General features: G+C 68.3%; 15 protein-coding genes. 9 read left to right on the plus strand and 6 right to left on the minus strand.

What is annotated here, in order from left to right; genetic code table 11:
• The first annotated feature begins 95 nt into the window (after positions 1 to 95).
• Positions 96 to 545 carry a hypothetical protein gene (locus tag F3H57_RS13950; protein ID WP_149756529.1) on the plus strand — a complete coding sequence of 150 codons (450 nt, stop codon included), beginning with the start codon at positions 96 to 98 and terminating at the stop codon, positions 543 to 545.
• Between the two features lie 73 nt (positions 546 to 618).
• Here F3H57_RS13950 and F3H57_RS13955 read toward each other — a convergent pair whose 3' ends face one another.
• The 4 genes from F3H57_RS13955 to F3H57_RS13970 all read right to left on the minus strand — a co-directional run bounded on the left by F3H57_RS13955 (position 619) and on the right by F3H57_RS13970 (position 4,564).
• Positions 619 to 1,293 carry a GntR family transcriptional regulator gene (locus tag F3H57_RS13955; RefSeq protein ID WP_188129690.1) on the minus strand — a complete coding sequence of 225 codons (675 nt, stop codon included), beginning with the start codon at positions 1,291 to 1,293 and terminating at the stop codon, positions 619 to 621.
• Positions 1,294 to 1,537: 244 nt separating this feature from the next.
• Complete coding sequence (locus tag F3H57_RS13960) at positions 1,538 to 2,317, minus strand: ATP-binding cassette domain-containing protein (protein ID WP_149756531.1); 780 nt, start codon at positions 2,315 to 2,317, stop codon at positions 1,538 to 1,540.
• On the minus strand, positions 2,314 to 3,393 hold the full coding sequence (locus F3H57_RS13965; protein ID WP_149756532.1) for an ABC transporter permease: 1,080 nt from the start codon (positions 3,391 to 3,393) through the stop codon (positions 2,314 to 2,316). Before F3H57_RS13965 ends, F3H57_RS13960 begins: the two co-directional genes overlap by 4 nt.
• Before the next feature lie 139 nt (positions 3,394 to 3,532).
• Entirely contained in the window at positions 3,533 to 4,564 is a 1,032-nt protein-coding gene (locus F3H57_RS13970) for a sugar ABC transporter substrate-binding protein (RefSeq protein WP_149756533.1), read from the minus strand.
• Positions 4,565 to 4,833: 269 nt separating this feature from the next.
• Here F3H57_RS13970 and F3H57_RS13975 point away from each other — a divergent pair, with 269 nt between their 5' ends.
• The gene (locus tag F3H57_RS13975) at positions 4,834 to 6,045 is read left to right on the plus strand and encodes an ROK family transcriptional regulator (protein WP_394349835.1); all 1,212 of its coding nucleotides are present in this window, start codon (positions 4,834 to 4,836) and stop codon (positions 6,043 to 6,045) included.
• A 72-nt stretch (positions 6,046 to 6,117) separates the two neighbouring features.
• On the opposite strand, the gene F3H57_RS13980 is transcribed toward F3H57_RS13975, so the two are convergent.
• Together F3H57_RS13980 and F3H57_RS13985 are read right to left on the minus strand one after the other, a co-directional pair.
• Positions 6,118 to 7,461, minus strand: a complete 1,344-nt coding sequence (locus tag F3H57_RS13980; RefSeq protein ID WP_149756534.1) for an ammonium transporter — start codon at positions 7,459 to 7,461, stop codon at positions 6,118 to 6,120.
• A 56-nt stretch (positions 7,462 to 7,517) separates the two neighbouring features.
• Positions 7,518 to 7,856 (minus strand): P-II family nitrogen regulator, encoded by a 339-nt coding sequence (locus F3H57_RS13985; protein ID WP_149756535.1) that lies wholly within the window; start codon positions 7,854 to 7,856, stop codon positions 7,518 to 7,520.
• Positions 7,857 to 8,121: 265 nt separating this feature from the next.
• Between F3H57_RS13985 and F3H57_RS13990 the strand changes: the two genes are divergently transcribed.
• The 7 genes from F3H57_RS13990 to F3H57_RS14020 all read left to right on the plus strand — a co-directional run bounded on the left by F3H57_RS13990 (position 8,122) and on the right by F3H57_RS14020 (position 16,583).
• A complete protein-coding gene (locus tag F3H57_RS13990) occupies positions 8,122 to 10,326 on the plus strand; it encodes a transglycosylase domain-containing protein (RefSeq protein ID WP_149756536.1) in 2,205 nt (734 codons plus the stop codon).
• Positions 10,327 to 10,509: 183 nt separating this feature from the next.
• Positions 10,510 to 12,246: a type I secretion system permease/ATPase gene (locus F3H57_RS13995; protein ID WP_149756537.1), complete on the plus strand. Its 1,737-nt coding sequence runs from the start codon at positions 10,510 to 10,512 to the stop codon at positions 12,244 to 12,246.
• Positions 12,243 to 13,550 (plus strand): HlyD family type I secretion periplasmic adaptor subunit, encoded by a 1,308-nt coding sequence (locus tag F3H57_RS14000; protein WP_149756538.1) that lies wholly within the window; start codon positions 12,243 to 12,245, stop codon positions 13,548 to 13,550. Before F3H57_RS13995 ends, F3H57_RS14000 begins: the two co-directional genes overlap by 4 nt.
• 275 nt (positions 13,551 to 13,825) lie before the next feature.
• Positions 13,826 to 14,290, plus strand: coding sequence for a RidA family protein (locus F3H57_RS14005; protein WP_149756539.1), 465 nt, complete (start codon positions 13,826 to 13,828; stop codon positions 14,288 to 14,290).
• On the plus strand, positions 14,287 to 15,051 hold the full coding sequence (locus F3H57_RS14010; protein WP_149756540.1) for a glycerophosphodiester phosphodiesterase family protein: 765 nt from the start codon (positions 14,287 to 14,289) through the stop codon (positions 15,049 to 15,051). The genes F3H57_RS14005 and F3H57_RS14010 overlap by 4 nt, the downstream gene beginning before the upstream one ends.
• A 45-nt stretch (positions 15,052 to 15,096) precedes the next feature.
• A complete protein-coding gene (locus F3H57_RS14015) occupies positions 15,097 to 16,296 on the plus strand; it encodes a GNAT family N-acetyltransferase (RefSeq protein WP_149756541.1) in 1,200 nt (399 codons plus the stop codon).
• Positions 16,293 to 16,583 (plus strand): 4a-hydroxytetrahydrobiopterin dehydratase, encoded by a 291-nt coding sequence (locus F3H57_RS14020; protein WP_149756542.1) that lies wholly within the window; start codon positions 16,293 to 16,295, stop codon positions 16,581 to 16,583. The genes F3H57_RS14015 and F3H57_RS14020 overlap by 4 nt, the downstream gene beginning before the upstream one ends.
• Positions 16,584 to 16,681 lie beyond the last annotated feature (98 nt).

The following is a 16,681-nucleotide window of genomic DNA, read 5'->3' on the forward strand; positions in this document are numbered from 1 at the left end:
CCGGGAGGACTTGTGACGAGAAGAAGGGCGCGGGCGGCGCTTGACGTACCTGATTAATTTAATAAGGAATGTGATGCCTGACAGGATGATGCGCCATGCCCGATTCGCATATGATGTGCCGCGAACGTGATGACCTGACCGCCCCCGAGGCGCGGTTCCTGTCGATGCTTCGGCACTGGCCGCTGGGGCCCGAGTCGCAGGCGTTGGTCTGGGCCGATCTGGCAGCGGAGCTCAGTCCGCCCCGCGCCAGGGCCTGCCTGTCGGCCTTCGAGAGCTTCTCGGCCCGCATCGCACGCGCCGCCTGGACCGCGCCGCAGGTATACGCGCCGGAGACGGACGCGCTCAGCCCCGACGAGGATGCGCTCTGCCGGATCGTCGATGCCGCCGCCCGCGGCGCGCGCGAGGAGGCGCTGAGTCACGCGGTGTTCCTCGTCCGGCCCGAGGCGCTGATGCCGCTTCTGCATTCGGCCGAGCGCACCGGCTTGCCGCTTCTGTGCGCCGAGTGCCGTGCGCGGCTCGCGCTCTGCCGGACTCAGCCGCACTGAGCTTCGCCCCTGCCCGCAACGGTCGCGTCCTGCCGCCTGCACATGAAGGCTCTCCGGCGCCCTGCGCAGCCCCCTAGAGGTCGGCCGGCAGCGGGTCGGGGCGCATCGCGCGGTCGAGCCCCTCGCGCGTGAGGTCCCAGTGCTGCAGCGCCAGCGCCGCGGCACTGACCCCATCCCGGGCGGCGAGCGCCTGCACCAGTTCGTCGTGCTGGGCCGCCGCGCGTTTGAGTTGCTTGCGGTCCTTCTTGGCCTGCGGCGCGTAGAAGCCGGCAGTCAGCCGCGTCACCTCGATCATCATCCGGGTGTGACCGGGGGCGAGGAACGGGTTTCCTGCCATCGCCGCGACGGCTTCGTGGAACCGGTGATCGGCCAGCGCCGCCGTCTCGGCGTCCTCCCCGCTCACCGCCGCGCCGAAGGCGGCTTGTACCTCGCGCAGGGCGGCGAGATCGGCGGTGCTGTGCTCCTCGGCCGCCTGGCGGGCCAGCGCGGCGATCAGCAGCGGCGCGCTGCGCAGGAGGCTGCGATAGCCGACGAGGTCGAGCTGCGCCACGTTCGGCGCGCGGCCCGCGCCCAGAACGAGGAAACCGGCACCGCCGAGGCGCTGGAAGATCTCGCGCAGAGGGGTGCGCGACAGGCCGTAGTCGCCGCAGAGCCGCGCCTCCTCCAGCGTCGCGCCCGGGCGCAGATCCCCGGTCAGGATGCGCGCCTTGAGGTCCTCCTCGATCCGGGCCTTTTCGGAGCGTGCCATGTCTGCCCGTATAGCGCCGGGGATCGCGGCTTCGCAACGGGCGGGGGGGGCTGGCCGAGCCCTATCCCCGCCCGGAATCGAGGCCGTCAGGCCGCCGCGCATCGCCGGGCCCCCCCGGACCGGCGATTTGGTGAGTCTTGGTGCGCCGCTCGGAGGTCATCCTGACGTGGCTGGCATAAAGCGCCCCCGCTCCGCCGGCAGGATCGCCGGACCGCGGCCCGACGACGCGCGACTCGCGCGATGCTCAGGCGGCGGCGAGCTCCGAAGGCGGCTCCTTGGCGCCGGTCATGTAGGCCACCGCGTCGTTCATCGTGATCTCCTTGGGATCGACGACGCAGAGGCGCTTGCCGAGCCGGTGCACATGGATACGGTCGGCGACCTCGAAGACATGCGGCATGTTGTGGCTGATCAGCACGATCGGCATGCCGCGCGCCTTCACGTCCTGGATCAGTTCCAGCACCTTGCGGCTTTCCTTCACCCCCAGCGCCGCGGTCGGCTCGTCGAGGATGATGACCTTCGATCCGAACGCCGCCGCGCGGGCCACCGCCACGCCCTGACGCTGCCCCCCCGACAGCGTCTCGACCGGTTGGTTGATGTTCTGGATCGTCATCAGGCCGAGTTCGTTCAGCTTGTCGCGGGCGACCCGCTCCATCCGAGGCTTGTCGAGCTTCCGAAGGTACTTGCCCAGAATCCCGCCCTTCCGGATCTCGCGACCCATGAACATGTTGTCGACGATCGACAGCGCCGGCGACATGGCGAGCGTCTGGTACACCGTCTCGATGCCGTGGGCGCGGGCGGCGATGGGACTCTCGAAGGTGACCTTCTCGCCCTCGAGCCAGATCTCCCCGCCGTCGGGCTGCACCGCGCCCGACAGCGCCTTGATCAGCGACGACTTGCCCGCCCCGTTGTCGCCGATCACCGCGAGGACCTCTCCGGGATAGAGGTCGAAGTCGCAGCGGTCGAGCGCGGTGACCTTGCCGTAATACTTGGTCAGCCCGCGCGCCTGCAGGATTGCCTCGCTCATGCCGTCACCTTTCTGATCCACTGATCCACCGCGACCGCGCCGATGATCAGCGCGCCGATAAGCAGGTAGGTCCATTGCGCATTCGCCCCGGCCATGCGGAGCCCAAGCTCGAACGTGCCGACGATGAGCGCGCCGAAGAACGCGCCCCAGATCGACCCGCGCCCGCCGAAGAGCGAGATGCCCCCGATCACCACCGCGGTGATCGACTGGATGTTGCCGACGACCCCTGTGGAGGCAGAGGGCGACACCGACCCGAAGCGGCCGATCATCACCCAGCCGGCGATGGCGCAGATGAACCCCGCGAGCATGTAGACCGACATGATCGTGCGGTGCCGGTCGACGCCGGCCAGTTCCGCCGCCTCGGCGTCGTCGCCCACGGCATAGACGTGCCGGCCCCATGCGGTCGAGCGCAGGCAATAGGACAGGACCACCACCAGTACGACCATGGTGACCACGCCCAGCGTTATGATCGCCCCGCCGACCTGGAACCGCTCGCCCATCAGCCCCAGGAGCGGCGCCTCGGCGCGGATGTCCTGGCTGCGGATCGTCTCGTTCCTGGAATAGAGGTAGTTCGCCGCGAGCACGATCTGCCACATGCCCAGCGTGACGATGAAGGGCGGCAGCTTCACCCGGCTGACGAGCCAGCCCGAGATCGCGCCGATCCCGGTGCCGATGGCCAGCCCGCAGGGAATGGCCAGCGCCGGCGGGATGCCGTAGCGGAACGAGAACTGGCCCATGATGACCGAGCAGAACACCGCCATCGCCCCCACCGACAGGTCGATCCCCGCGGTCAGGATGATCAGCGATTGAGCCACGGCGAGGATGCCGACGATCTGCACCTGTTGCAGGATCAGCGTCAGCGTGCCGGGCGAGAAGAACCTCTCTCCCAGCGTGACGCCGAAGATGATCAGCGCGATCACCAGAACGATCAGCGGCACCAGCGCCGGCGTGACATGCAGCGCGTGCTGAAAGCGGTGGATGACACCCTTGCGGCGGTCCTCGAACGCGGCCTGCGCCTGGCTCGCGCCGGACAGGGACGACTCGTAGTCCTCCCCCTTAGAGGCGGTCTGTGACATCGGATCCTCCCTCCGGGCGATGCCCGGTCACATCTATCGGGCGGTTGGCCCGCCCCGTCCGGTCACCCTAGCACATCGAGACCGGATCTTCGCGGGAAACGGGACCGGGGCGCCTACGCGCCCCGGTCGCCCTGGCATGTCAGCCCCAGCAGAGTTCCAGGCCATCTTCGACCGAGATCGAGTCGACGCCCTCGACCGGGTCGTCGGTGACCAGCGCGACGCCGGTGTCGACGAAGTCCTTGCCCTCGGTGTTCTCGGGCAGCGTGCCGTCCTCGGCATAGGCGGCAATCGCCTCGATTCCCAGCGCGGCCATCTGCAGCGGGTATTGCTGCGAGGTCGCACCGATGATGCCCTCCTGGACGTTCTGGACGCCGGGGCAGCCGCCGTCGACCGACACGATCAGCGTGTCGTCCGGATTGCCCATCGCGTTCAGCGCCTCGTATGCGCCGGCCGCCGCGGGCTCGTTGATCGTGTAGACGACGTTGATGCCCGGATCCTGCGCGAGGCAGTTCTCCATCGCGGTGCGTCCGCCCTCTTCGTTGCCCTGCGTCACCTCGTTGCAGATGATGCGCTCGTCTTCCTCGTCGCCCCAGCGGGTCTCGTCCATCACGTCGATGCCGAAGCCGGTCAGGAAGCCCTGGTCGCGCAGCACGCCCACGGTGGGCTGGCTGATCGCGAGGTCGAGCATTGCGATCTTGGCGTTCTCGGCCTCATCGCCCATCTTCGCCGCCGCCCAGCGGCCGATCAGCTCACCGGCCAGGAAGTTGTCGGTGGCGAAGGTCGCGTCGGCCGCGTCCACCGGGTTGAGCGGCGTGTCCAGTGCGATCACCAGGATGCCGGCGTCACGCGCCTGCTGCACCGGGCCGACGATGGCGGCGGTGTCCGAGGCGGTGATCAGGATGCCGTCGACGCCGTTGGCGATGCAGGTCTCGATCGCCTGCACCTGGCTTTCGTGGTCTCCGTCCACCTGCCCGGCATAGGAGTTGAGCGAGATGCCCAGTTCCTCGGCCTTCTGCGTCGCGCCCTCGCGCATCTTGACGAAGAACGGGTTGGTGTCGGTCTTGGTCACGATGCAGGCCGACACGTCGCTGTCCTGCGCGTAGGCCGGGGCCGCCAGGGTGGCGGCAAGGGCGGCGGCGCTGCACAGGCCCGCCTTGGCAAATCTGGTCATTGTGGTCTCTCCTCCCAAAGATCCTTTTACGCATGAGCGCATAACCCTGATAGGTTTCGCCCCATGCGAGCGAGGCTACGGCACGTCCGCCACCCCGTCGAGCCAAGGTTAGACACCGAGGTGGCCTTGCGTCAATAATAAATAAATCTCTCTTATTTATCGTTGACCGGAGTCGTCCAGGCTCGCAAACTATTGAGAAACCGGGCCGACCGTCGATCCGGCGTACCCCCGGCGCATCGCGGCGGAACCAAGAGCGAGGAGGAGGCGCATTGGACGCAGACCCAGAAGACCCGGCGCCGCCGCAAGTCTCCGCCCGCGGATCGAATCAGTCGGGGATGCGCGCGCACAACGAACGCCTCGTGCTCAGCCTCGTGCGGCGTCACGGCGCCCTGCCGAAGGCCGAGATCGCCCGGGCGACGAAATTGTCGGCGCAGACCGTCTCCGTCATCATGCGTGAGCTCGAGGCCGACGGCCTTCTGCTCCGGGGGGACCCGGTGCGCGGCAAGGTGGGCCAGCCCTCCATCCCGATGTCGCTGGCCCCGGACGGCGCCTATTTCCTCGGCCTCAATATCGGCCGTCGCAACCTGGATCTCATTCTTCTTAACTTCGTCGGGGATGTCGTCGGGCGGCGCCGCGCCGCGCACCGGTACCCCACCCCCGACGCCGCGCTCGACTTCACCGCCGAGGGCGCTGCGGCCCTCGCCGCGCTGCTGCCGGCTGGCCATGCCGACCGGATTTCCGGGCTCGGCATAGCCATGCCCTTCCGCATCTGGGACTGGGCCGGGGCGCCCGGCTCTGCCGCCGCCGCGATGGACGCCTGGCGCAACCGCGACATCCGCACGGAACTGGCCCAGCGGCTCGACCTGCCCGTCTTCCTGCAGAACGACGCCACCTCCGCCTGCGGGGCCGAACTGGTCTTCGGCCAGGCCCCCTCGGGCGGGGAGTTCCTCTACTTCTACGTGGGCACCTTCATCGGCGGTGGCATCGTTCTCAACGGCAACGTCTTCTCGGGCGTGACCGGCAATGCCGGCGCGCTCGGCTCGATGCCGGTGCCGGGTCCGGGGCGGTCGCGCCAGCTCATCGACGTGGCCTCCCTGTCGCTGCTGGAAGAGGCAATCGAGGCGTCGGGCGGACGCGCCGATGTCATCTGGGAGGACTGGCGGCACTGGGACGTACCGCAGCCGATGCTCGACACCTGGATTGAGGGGGCAGCGGCGGGGGTCGCCCATGCCATCGTCGCGGCCTGCGCCCTCATCGACTTCCCGACGGTGATGATCGACGGCTGGATGCCGCCCGCGCTGCGCGCCCGTCTGGTCGACGAAACGCGCGCCAGGCTGGGCCAGGTCGACCTCGCCGGCCTCAGCCCGCCGGCGATCGTGGAGGGCACGGTCGGCGCCGACGCCCGCACGCTCGGCGCGGCCAGCCTGCCGCTGTCGGAACGCTACCTCGTCGACACGACGGCGCTGCTCAACTACCGCTGAGCGCTCTTCACGCAAAAAGCCCGGGCGACGACGCCGCCCGGGCAGGAACAAGTGCTGACTGGAAGGAGAAGGTCAGCCCTTGGAGAATTCGGGATAGGCCTCCATCCCGAGCTCGGCCATGTCGAGCCCGTTGATCTCGGCCTCTTCCGACACGCGGATGCCGAAGATCGCCTTGAGCAGGAACCACACGACCAGCGAGGCGACGAAGGTGAACACGCCGTAGCCGATGATGCCGATGACCTGCGTGACGATGTTGGCCTCGCCGTAGAAGATCACCGCGATTGTGCCCCAGATGCCCGCGAAGAGGTGCACCGGAATGGCGCCGACCACGTCGTCGATCTTCATCTTGTCGAGCATCGGGACCGTCAGGACCACGATGATGCCGCCGACCGCACCGATCCACAGCGCGCCGAACAGCGACGGGGCCAGCGGCTCCGCGGTGATCGACACGAGGCCCGCCAGAGCGCCGTTGAGGACCATGGTCAGGTCGGCCTTGCCGTACATCAGCTGCGTCATGATCAGCGCCGTCACCGCGCCGGCCGCGGCCGCCATGTTGGTGTTGGCGAAGATCCGGCTGACGTCGCTGACGTCACCCACGGTGCCCATGGCAAGCTGCGAGCCGCCGTTGAACCCGAACCAGCCGAGCCACAGGATGAACGTGCCGAGCGTGGCGAGCGCGAGGTTGGAGCCCGGCATCGGCGTCACGCGCCCGTCCTTGGCGTACTTGCCGATCCGCGGGCCGAGCACGATGGCGCCCGCCAGGGCCGCCCAGCCGCCGACCGAGTGCACGACCGTGGAGCCGGCGAAGTCCGAGAAGCCCATCTCGGCGAGCCAGCCGCCGCCCCACTGCCAGGAGCCGGAGATCGGATACATCACGCCGGTCAGCAGCACCACGAAGGCGAGGAAGGGCCACAGCTTGATCCGCTCGGCCAGCGCGCCCGACACGATCGAGGCGGTCGCCGCGACGAAGACGAGCTGGAAGAAGAAGTCCGAGCCGATCGAGGCATAGTCCAATGCCGCGTCGCCCGCGCCGACGCCCACCGGATCGAGCACCGTGGTCGCGAAGAACGGCCCGACATAGCCCGGCACAATCCAGCCGTCGCCCGGATACATCAGGTTGAAACCGATCAGCCAGTACATGATCGCCGCGATCGAATAGAGACCGATGTTCTTGGTCATCTGCATGGTGACGTTCTTGGACCGCACCAGCCCGCCCTCGAGCATGGCAAAGCCCGCGGCCATGAAGAACACCAGAAAGCCCGCCATGCAGAACAGCAGGGTCGTCATGATGTAAGGGCCGATCTCGTCGAAGCCCGGGGCCGCGGCCTCCGCGCCCTCGGCGGCTTCCTGCGCGAAGCCCAGCGCCGGAAGCAGGATCAGCGCCGCCGTCGGCGCCAGAAGTTGCTTGAGTTTCATGTGTTCCGTTTCCCTAAATCCTGTCCTCGAACGGTCGGCCACCCCGGCGGGGCGGCTCAGAGCGCGTCCGAGTTGGTTTCCCCTGTCCGGACCCGCACCGCCTGCGCGACGTCGAGCACGAAGATCTTGCCGTCGCCGATCTTGCCGGTCTGCGCGGTCTTGGTGATGGTCTCCACCACCTGGTCGGCCATGCTCTCGGCCACCACGATCTCCAGCTTGATCTTGGGCACGAAGTTCACCGCGTATTCGGCGCCGCGGTAGATCTCGGTGTGACCGGACTGGGAGCCGAAGCCCTTGATCTCGGTCACCATCATGCCGCGCACGCCGATGGCGGTCAGCGCCTCGCGGACCTCCTCCAGCTTGAACGGCTTGATCGTCGCAATGATGAGTTTCACCCTGATCCCTTTCGCGTTGGTCCTCTTTCGCAGGCCGGACCTGCGCTTCGCTGTTGCAGAAAGGGCCTCATGGCGGCGCGAGGGAAGCGCAAGCGCCCGTTTTTGCGCCGAAAGCCTGGGAGTAAATGCACATTTTTTGCACACATGGGATTTTGTGATTAAAGATAAGGCAAATTAAAAAGTCGGAAATGCACCCCGGGGAGGTCCACATCCGTCACCCGAAGCTTTATCTTCGCGTGGAAAACGAGCGGCCGGGCAGGACGACATGAGCACAAGGAAAGGCGGGCGCGGACGGCTGGTGGCCGATCGCCGCTATGCCAAACCGAGCGCCTCCAAGCGCACGACATCCGCAGGCGGATCCAAGACGCGGTCCCGCAAGGCACCGGCCAAGGGGCGCAATACGCGCCGCAAACCCGCGCGCCGCGGGCTGTCGGGCCTGATCCTGGGACTCTTCGGCTTCATCGGCCGGCTGGTCTGGCTCGTGGTCTCACGCACCGCGCTCGTCGTGGCGCTCGTGCTGGCGGTGATGGTGGGCTACACCTACACCACCCTGCCCCCGGTCGGAGAGGTGCTCGACGGCCGTGCGCAGGGCTCGGTCACCATGCTTGACCGCGAGGGGCGCACCTTCGCCTGGCGTGGCGACCAGTTCGGCGGCGCGGTGCGCGCCGACCAGGTCAGCCGGCATCTCAAGAACGCCGTCATCGCCACCGAGGACCGCCGCTTCTACTGGCATTTCGGCGTCAGCCCCCGCGGGGTCGCCAGCGCCATCCGCATCAACCTGCGCGAGGGGCGCGGCCCCCTGCAGGGCCACGGCGGCTCCACCATCTCGCAGCAGACGGCGAAGCTGCTGTGCCTCGGCCAGCGCTACGACCCGAACGAATGGGAAAGCGAATCGGCCTACATCGCCGATTGCCGCGAGACCTCCATCGCCCGGAAGGCGAAGGAAGCGCTTTATGCCATGGCGATGGAAGCGAAGTATTCCAAGGACGACATCCTGTCGATCTACCTCAACCGCGCCTACCTGGGCGCCGGCGCCTACGGCGCGGAGGCGGCATCGCAGCGCTATTTCTCCAAGCCCGCCTCGGCGCTCGAGCCGCAGGAGGCGGCGATGCTCGCGGGGCTTCTGACGGCGCCGTCGACGCTGTCGCCCACGAACGATCTCGAACGCTCCCAGAACCGTGCCGCCGTGGTGCTGAACCTGATGGAGGACCAGGGCTACCTGACCGCGCAAGAGGCCGACCGCGCCCGGGCCAACCCCGCCACCCTGTCGCCCGAGGCGGAGGAGAACCGCGGCGGCTACTTCGCCGACTGGATCATGGACACCCTGCCGCCCTTCGTGAACGTCGATTCGCGGCAGGACGTGGACATCCGAACGACGCTCGACCAGCGCATCCAGAACGCCGCAGAGGCCGCGATGCGCCAGGTGTTCGAGAACAAGGTACGGCCGGGGTCCGAGGCGCAGGCCGCCATCGTGGTGATGTCCGCCGACGGCGCCGTGCGCGCCATGGTCGGCGGGCGCAAGACCGGCGTGTCGGGCGTGTTCAACCGCGCCTCCCAAGCTGTCCGGCAGACCGGATCGGCGTTCAAGCCCTTCGTCTACGCCACCGCGCTGGAGCTTGGCCGCTCCCCCTACGACACCGTCGTCGACGAGCCGTTCTGCATGAACGTGCCGGGATCGGGCGAATGGTGCCCGAAGAACTACTCGCGCAACTATGCCGGCCCGATGACGCTGATCGACGCGCTCAAGCATTCGCGCAACATCCCGGCCATCAAGGTGTCGGAAGAGGCGGGCCGCGACCTCGTCGCCAAGGTGGCGACCGATTTCGGCATCCAGTCGGACGTGGTCGATTCGCCGTCCGTCGCGCTCGGCGTGTCCGAGGCGACGCTGCTGGAGATGACCGGCGCCTATGCCGGCATCCTCAACGGCGGCTCGTCGGTGCAGCCCTACGGAATCGAATCGCTCACCATCAAGGGCGACGACGAACCGCTCGTCGGCCGCCGCGGCGGCATGGGCGAACGGGTGATCCGCGAAGAGGCCGCCCGCCAGCTCGTCTTCATGCTGGAAAAGGTCGTCTCCGAAGGCACGGGCCGCGCGGCGCAGCTTCCCGACCGCGAAGCTGCGGGCAAGACCGGCACCTCGAACGAACAGCGCGACGCCTGGTTCGTCGGCTTCACCGCCGATTATGTCGCCGGCGTGTGGATGGGCTACGATGACAACACGCCGCTCACCGGCGTCACCGGCGGCGGCCTTCCGGCCGACATCTGGCGCGAAACCATGACCCGCGTGCACGACGGGATCGAGCCCAAGCCGCTGCCGATGAGCCAGCCGGAGCCGCCGCAGCGCGTGGCCGAACCGCAGCCCGCACCCCGGCAGCAGCCGCAACCGCAGCGCCAGCCGCAGCCGCAGCAATCCAACGACCCGGTCGGCGATTTCGTCGGCCGCGTGTTGCGCGACATCTTCGGCAACTGACCGATTACGTCGGTCGGGTAATCCGCTATGGCGCCGCGGGCCGCGGCGTGCTCATCTGTGGCCCATCATTGTGGATCAAAGCATTTGTGGCACACCCCGCCGATGCAGTAGGACTACGCGTGCACAGGCCTTTTGGCCCGCACGGGCATCCGGCCCCGGGGCAGAGACGGAGCTTATAGGAACATGCGGCGGCAAGACAACGAACGGGGCCTCGAAGAGCTGCGCAAGGTCCGGCGCGAAAGCCGGCCATATTACTGGTTCGTCGGGATCTTCAGCTTCTTCGTGAACCTGCTGATGCTGACCGGCCCTCTTTACATGCTGCAGGTCTACGACCGGGTGCTCGGCTCGCGCTCCGTCGCGACGCTGATCGCGCTGTCGGTGCTGGTGGTGTTCCTCTACGGCATGATGGGTCTTCTGGACTACACCCGCGGGCGCGTCATGGGCCGCGTCGCCGCGCGCTTCCAGTCCAAGCTCGACACCCGCGTCTTCGACGCCGTGGTCCGCCGCTCGGCGGTGCAGCCGGACGAGCTGTCGCAGACCGGCCTGCGCGACCTCGAATCGGTCCAGCGGCTGATGTCCTCACCCGTGCTGATGGCGTTCTTCGACATTCCGTGGACACCGGTCTTCCTCATCGGGATCTCGCTGTTCCACCCGTGGCTGGGCTATCTGGCGATGTCGGGCGGCGCGGTGCTGATCATCATCACCGTGATCAACCAGCTCGTCACCAAGAACCCGACGCTGAAATCCAACGTCACCACCATGCAGGCCGAGAAGATCTCGGACCAGCTGCGCCAGGAATCGGAGATGGTGCAGGCCCTCGGCATGCGCCGCGCGGCCTTCCTGCGCTGGCACGACGCGCGCCAGAAATCGCTGTCGGGCCAGATCGGGGCCTCCGACCTCACCGGGTCGTTCACCACGCTGACGCGGACGCTGCGGCTCCTGCTTCAGTCGGCGATGCTGGGCCTCGGCGCGTATCTCGTGCTGCAGGGCGAACTGACGCCGGGCGCGATGATCGCCGGCTCCATCCTGATGGGACGCGCGCTGGCGCCGATCGAGCTGGCCATCGGCCAGTGGGCGCTGGTGGAACGCGCCCGCAAGGGCTGGCAGAACCTCGGCCAGCTCCTGGCCGAGGTGCCGCCCGAGCAGCCGCGCACCGCCCTGCCCGCCCCGCGGGCCAAGCTCGATGTGCAGCAGCTTACCGTGGTGCCGCCGGGCGAACAGCAGGCCGCGCTGCGCATCGTGTCGTTCACCCTCGAACCCGGGCACGCGCTCGGCGTGATCGGGCCCTCGGGCGCCGGCAAGTCGACGCTGGCGCGCGCGCTCACCGGCGTCTGGCGCCCGGCCGGCGGCAAGATCCGGCTCGACGGTGCGACGCTCGACCAGTACGGGCCCGACGTCCTCGGTGAGCACATCGGCTACCTGCCCCAGCGCGTCACCCTTTTCGACGGCACCATCGCCGAGAACATCGCCCGGCTCAGCCAGGCCCCCGACGATACCAAGATCGTCGAGGCCGCCAAGAAGGCCGCCGCGCACGAGATGATCCTGAAGCTGCCCGAAGGCTACAACACCCGCGTCTCCTCCACCGGCGGGCGGCTGTCGGGCGGCCAGATGCAGCGCATCGGGCTCGCGCGCGCGATGTACGGCGACCCGGTGATCCTGGTGCTCGACGAGCCCAACTCCAACCTCGACAACGAAGGCAGCCAGGCCGTGAACCAGGCGATCAAGCGCATGAAGGAAGAGGGCAAGTCCGTCCTCATCATGGCGCACCGCCCGGCCGCGATCCAGGAATGCGACATGCTGCTGATGCTCGAGAACGGCAGCCGGTCGGCCTTTGGCCCGAAGGACGAGGTGCTGAAGTCCATGGTCAAGAACCACGAACAGATCACCAAGACGGCGGCGATGCCGGGAGGCGTGAGATGAGCGATCAGCCGAGGAAATTCTCGCTCCGGGCGCCGATGATCCTCGGCATCCTTGTGCTGTTGCTGCTGGTCGGCGGCTTCGGCACCTGGGCGGCGACCACCAACATCTCCGGCGCGATCATCGCCGGCGGGCAGATCGAGGTCGACCAGAACCGCCAGATCGTCCAGCACCCCGACGGCGGCGTCGTCTCCGAGATCCTCGTCGACGAAGGCGACACGGTCGAAGCCGGCGACGTCCTGATCCGCCTCGATCCGACGCTGCTTCTGTCGGAGCTGACCATCGTCGAGGACCAGTATTTCGAGCTGATGGCCCGCCGTGCCCGCCTCCAGGCCGAGCGCGACGAAGAGGACGAGGTCGAATTTCCCAGCGAGGTCCTGGAAGTCGCCGAAAGCGACGAGGAGATCGCCGATGCGGTCGAGGGCCAGCGCAACCTCTTCACCGCCCGCAACGACAGTATCAGCCGAGAGGTCGAACAACTCGAGAAGCGCGCCCAGCAGACCGCCGACCAGATCCAGGGCATCGAGGCCCAGCAGGAGGCGCTGACCCGCCAGCTCGACCTGATCGAAAGCGAGCTCGGCGACCAGCAATCGCTGCTCGACCGCGGGCTGGCCCAAGCCAGCCGCGTGCTCGCCCTCCAACGCGAGGAGGCGAACCTGTCAGGCCGCGTCGGAGAGCTGCGCGCCTCCAAGGCGCAGGCCGAGGGCCGCATCACAGAGGTCGAGATCGAGGTGCTGAAGCTGCAGACCCAGCGCCGCGAACAGGCGATCAGCGAGCTGCGCGACCTGCAATACCGCGAACGCGAACTGGCGGAGGAACGCCGCGCCCTGCGCGAGCGGCTGAACCGGCTCGACATCACCGCGCCGGTGGGCGGCATCGTCTACGGGCTGCAGGTCTACACCCCGCGCTCGGTGATCCGCGCCGCCGATCCCGTGATGTACATCATCCCGCAGGACCGCCCGCTGATCATTACCGCGCAGGTGCCGCCGATCCATGTCGACAAGCTCTTCGTCAGCCAGGAGGTGACGCTGCGCTTCTCCGCCCTCGACCAGCGCCAGACGCCGGAGCTTTTCGGGACGGTCACGCAGGTCTCGGCCGACTCCTTCACCAACGAAGAGCAAGGCACCAGCTACTACCGGGCAGAGATCGTGCTGTCCGAGGGACAGATCGACCGCCTGCCCGAAAACACGCGGCTCGTCCCCGGCATGCCGGTGGAGGCGTTCATCCGCACCGCCGACCGCACCCCGCTGGCCTATCTCGTGAAGCCCTTCAGCGACTATTTCGCCAAGGCGTTCCGCGAAAGCTGAGACGACGGAACGTCGCGCCGCGCGGAATCGAGGCCGTCAGGCCGCCGCGCATCGCCGGGCCGCCCCCCGGCCCGGCGATTGGCAGACGCCAGCGCACCGCTCGAAGGTCGTCCGCGCTTGGCCGCCATAAAGTGCCGCCGCACGACCGTTCGGGTCGCCGATCCGCGGCCCGACGCTGCGCGGCTTGCGTCACCGTCACTCCCGAAACATACCCCTCGCCCCCGCGCGCCCGTTTCCCTACCCTGGCCGCCGACACGACTCGCCACGGAGGCCCCATGACCCACGACATCGAAACCAGGCTCACCGAGAAGGGCTACCAGCTTCCCGAGGCGCCCGCGCCCGCCGCGAACTACGTGCCTTACGTCCGCGTCGGCAACACGCTCTACGTCTCGGGCCAGATCAGCCAGCGCCCCGACGGGCTCGTCACCGGCAAGCTCGGCGACACGCTCTCGACCGAGGAAGGCGCCGAGGCCGCCCGCCTCTGCGCGCTGTCGCTCCTCGCGCAGGTCAAGGCCGCCTGCGGGGGCGACCTGTCGAAGCTGAACCGCGTCGTGAAGCTCACCGGCTTCGTCAACTCGACCCCGGATTTCACCGACCAGCCCAAGGTGATCAACGGCGCCTCCGACCTCCTGGGCGAGGTCTGCGGCGAAGGCGGCCGGCACGCACGCTCCGCCGTCTCGGCCGCTTCGCTGCCGATGGGCGTCGCGGTGGAAATCGAAGGCATCTTCGAGATCGCATGACCTCGGCCCCCGACCTGCCCGACGCCTTTCTCGGCCGGCCGATCGCGCATCGTGCCCTGCACGACGTGACGGCCGGCCGGCCGGAAAACTCGCGCGCCGCGATCCGCGCTGCCATCGCCGCCGGCTACGGCGTCGAGATCGACCTGCAACTCGCCGCCTGCGGCACCGCCATGGTGTTCCACGACTACGACCTGCGCCGGCTCACGGACGCCTCCGGCCCGATCCGCCAGCGCACCGCGGCCGAACTCGCGGACCTGCCGTTGAAACACGGCGACGAGGGCATCCCCACCCTCGACGAGGTGCTGGAGATCGTCGCCGGACAGGTCCCCCTGCTGATGGAGATCAAGGACCAGGACGGCCAGATGGGCCCCCGCGTCGGCCTTCTCGAACACGCCGCCGCGACCGCGCTCGCCGGCTACGACGGCCCCGCCGCCATCATGTCCTTCAACCCATCCAGCGTGCAGGCGATGGCGGAGCTTGCGCCGGACCTGCCGCGCGGGCTCGTCACCTCCGCCTTCGCGCCCGAGCACTGGCCGACCCTCAGCGAAGAGACCCGCGCCGCGCTGCGCCCGATCCCGAACCTGATGGCCACCGGCGCCCGCTTCGTCAGCCACGAGGCCGCCGACCTCGCCAATCCCCGCATCGCGGAGCTGAAGGCGGCGGGCATCCCGATCCTCTGCTGGACCATCCGCACGCCCGCCGAAGAGGCACGGGCCCGCAGCATCGCCGACAACATCACGTTCGAGGGATACACCGCTTGAACCTGCCCGCGCGGGTCACAGATCATGCCCGGGAAGGGAGCCGCCATGACCTGTGAGACCCCGAGCCGCACGCTCTCCGTCACCGCGCACAACAGCCTCGCCAGCATCGGGCAGGACACCTGGGACGCCTGCGCCTGCCCCGAGGCGGCGGAGGGCGGCCGCCCGAACGATCCCTTCACCACCTACCGCTTCCTCAAGGCGCTGGAGGACAGCGGCTCGGTCGGCCCCGGCACCGGCTGGGACCCGCATTACCTCACCGCCGAGATGGACGGCGAGGTCATCGCCTGTGCGCCGCTTTACGCCAAGGGCCACAGCCAGGGCGAATACATCTTCGACCATTCCTGGGCCCATGCCTTCGAACGCGCGGGCGGGCGCTACTATCCCAAGCTGCAGATCGCCGTGCCCTTCACGCCCGCTACCGGCCGGCGTTTCCTGACGAAACCCGGATACGAGGCCGAAGGCATCTCCGCGCTGATCCAGGGCGCCGTGCAACTCGCCGCGAACAACAAGATCAGCTCCGTCCACGCCACCTTCTGCACCGAGGAAGAAGCAGAGGCCGGCGAAGAGATCGGCCTCATGCGCCGGGTCACGCAGCAATTCCACTGGCTCAACCGCGGCTATTCCGATTTCGACGCCTTCCTCGCGGAGCTGTCCTCGCGCAAGCGCAAGACGATCCGCAAGGAGCGCCGCACCGCGAACGATTTCGGCGGCACGATCGAGACCCTGACCGGCGACGACCTGAAGACCCGCCACTGGGACGCGTTCTGGGAGTTCTACCAGGACACCGGCGCCCGCAAATGGGGCGCGCCCTACCTGACGCGCAAGTTCTTCCACATCGCGCAGGAGGTGCTGCGGGACGACATCGCGCTGGTGATGGCCTCCCGGGACGGCGCCTACATCGCCGGCGCGCTCAACTTCATCGGCCGTGACGCGCTCTACGGCCGCTACTGGGGCTGCACCGAGCACCATTCCTGCCTGCATTTCGAGGCGTGCTATTACCGCGCCATCGACTTCGCCATCGCGCGCGGCCTCGGCCGCGTCGAGGCCGGCGCCCAGGGCGAGCACAAGCTCGCGCGCGGGTATCTGCCGGCCGAATGCCACTCGCTGCACTGGATCGGCGACGAGGGTTTCGCCGAAGCCGTCGCGCGCTATCTGGAGGCAGAGAGGCAGGCCGTGGACGAGGACATCGAGATCCTGACCGCCTTCGGCCCGTTCCGCAAAGCGAAAGTAGAGGAACAGGAATGAGCGAAAAACTGAGCGACACCGCGCGCGAGACCATGCTGGCGCCGCTCTTCGAGAGCGGCTGGCAGATGGTCGATGGCCGCGACGCGATCACCAAGACCTTCAAGTTCGACGATTTCGCCTGCGCCTTCGGCTGGATGACCAAGGCCGCGATCTGGGCGGAGAAATGGGACCATCACCCCGAATGGTCCAACACCTACAACAGCGTCGTCGTCACGCTGACCAGCCACGATGTCGGTGGCCTGTCCTCCCGCGACGCCAAGCTCGCGCGGAAGATGGACGCGCTCTGACCCGCGCCCCGGGGCCGGGCCACGCGCCCGGGCCCCGGCCCGCGCGGTTCCCGGCTTCCGCCGGCGCACACTCACACACCACACCAGACCGCTGCCCG

It is taken from the genome of Roseivivax sediminis (genome assembly GCF_900112685.1).
Taxonomy (GTDB): Bacteria; Pseudomonadota; Alphaproteobacteria; order Rhodobacterales; family Rhodobacteraceae; genus Roseivivax; species Roseivivax sediminis.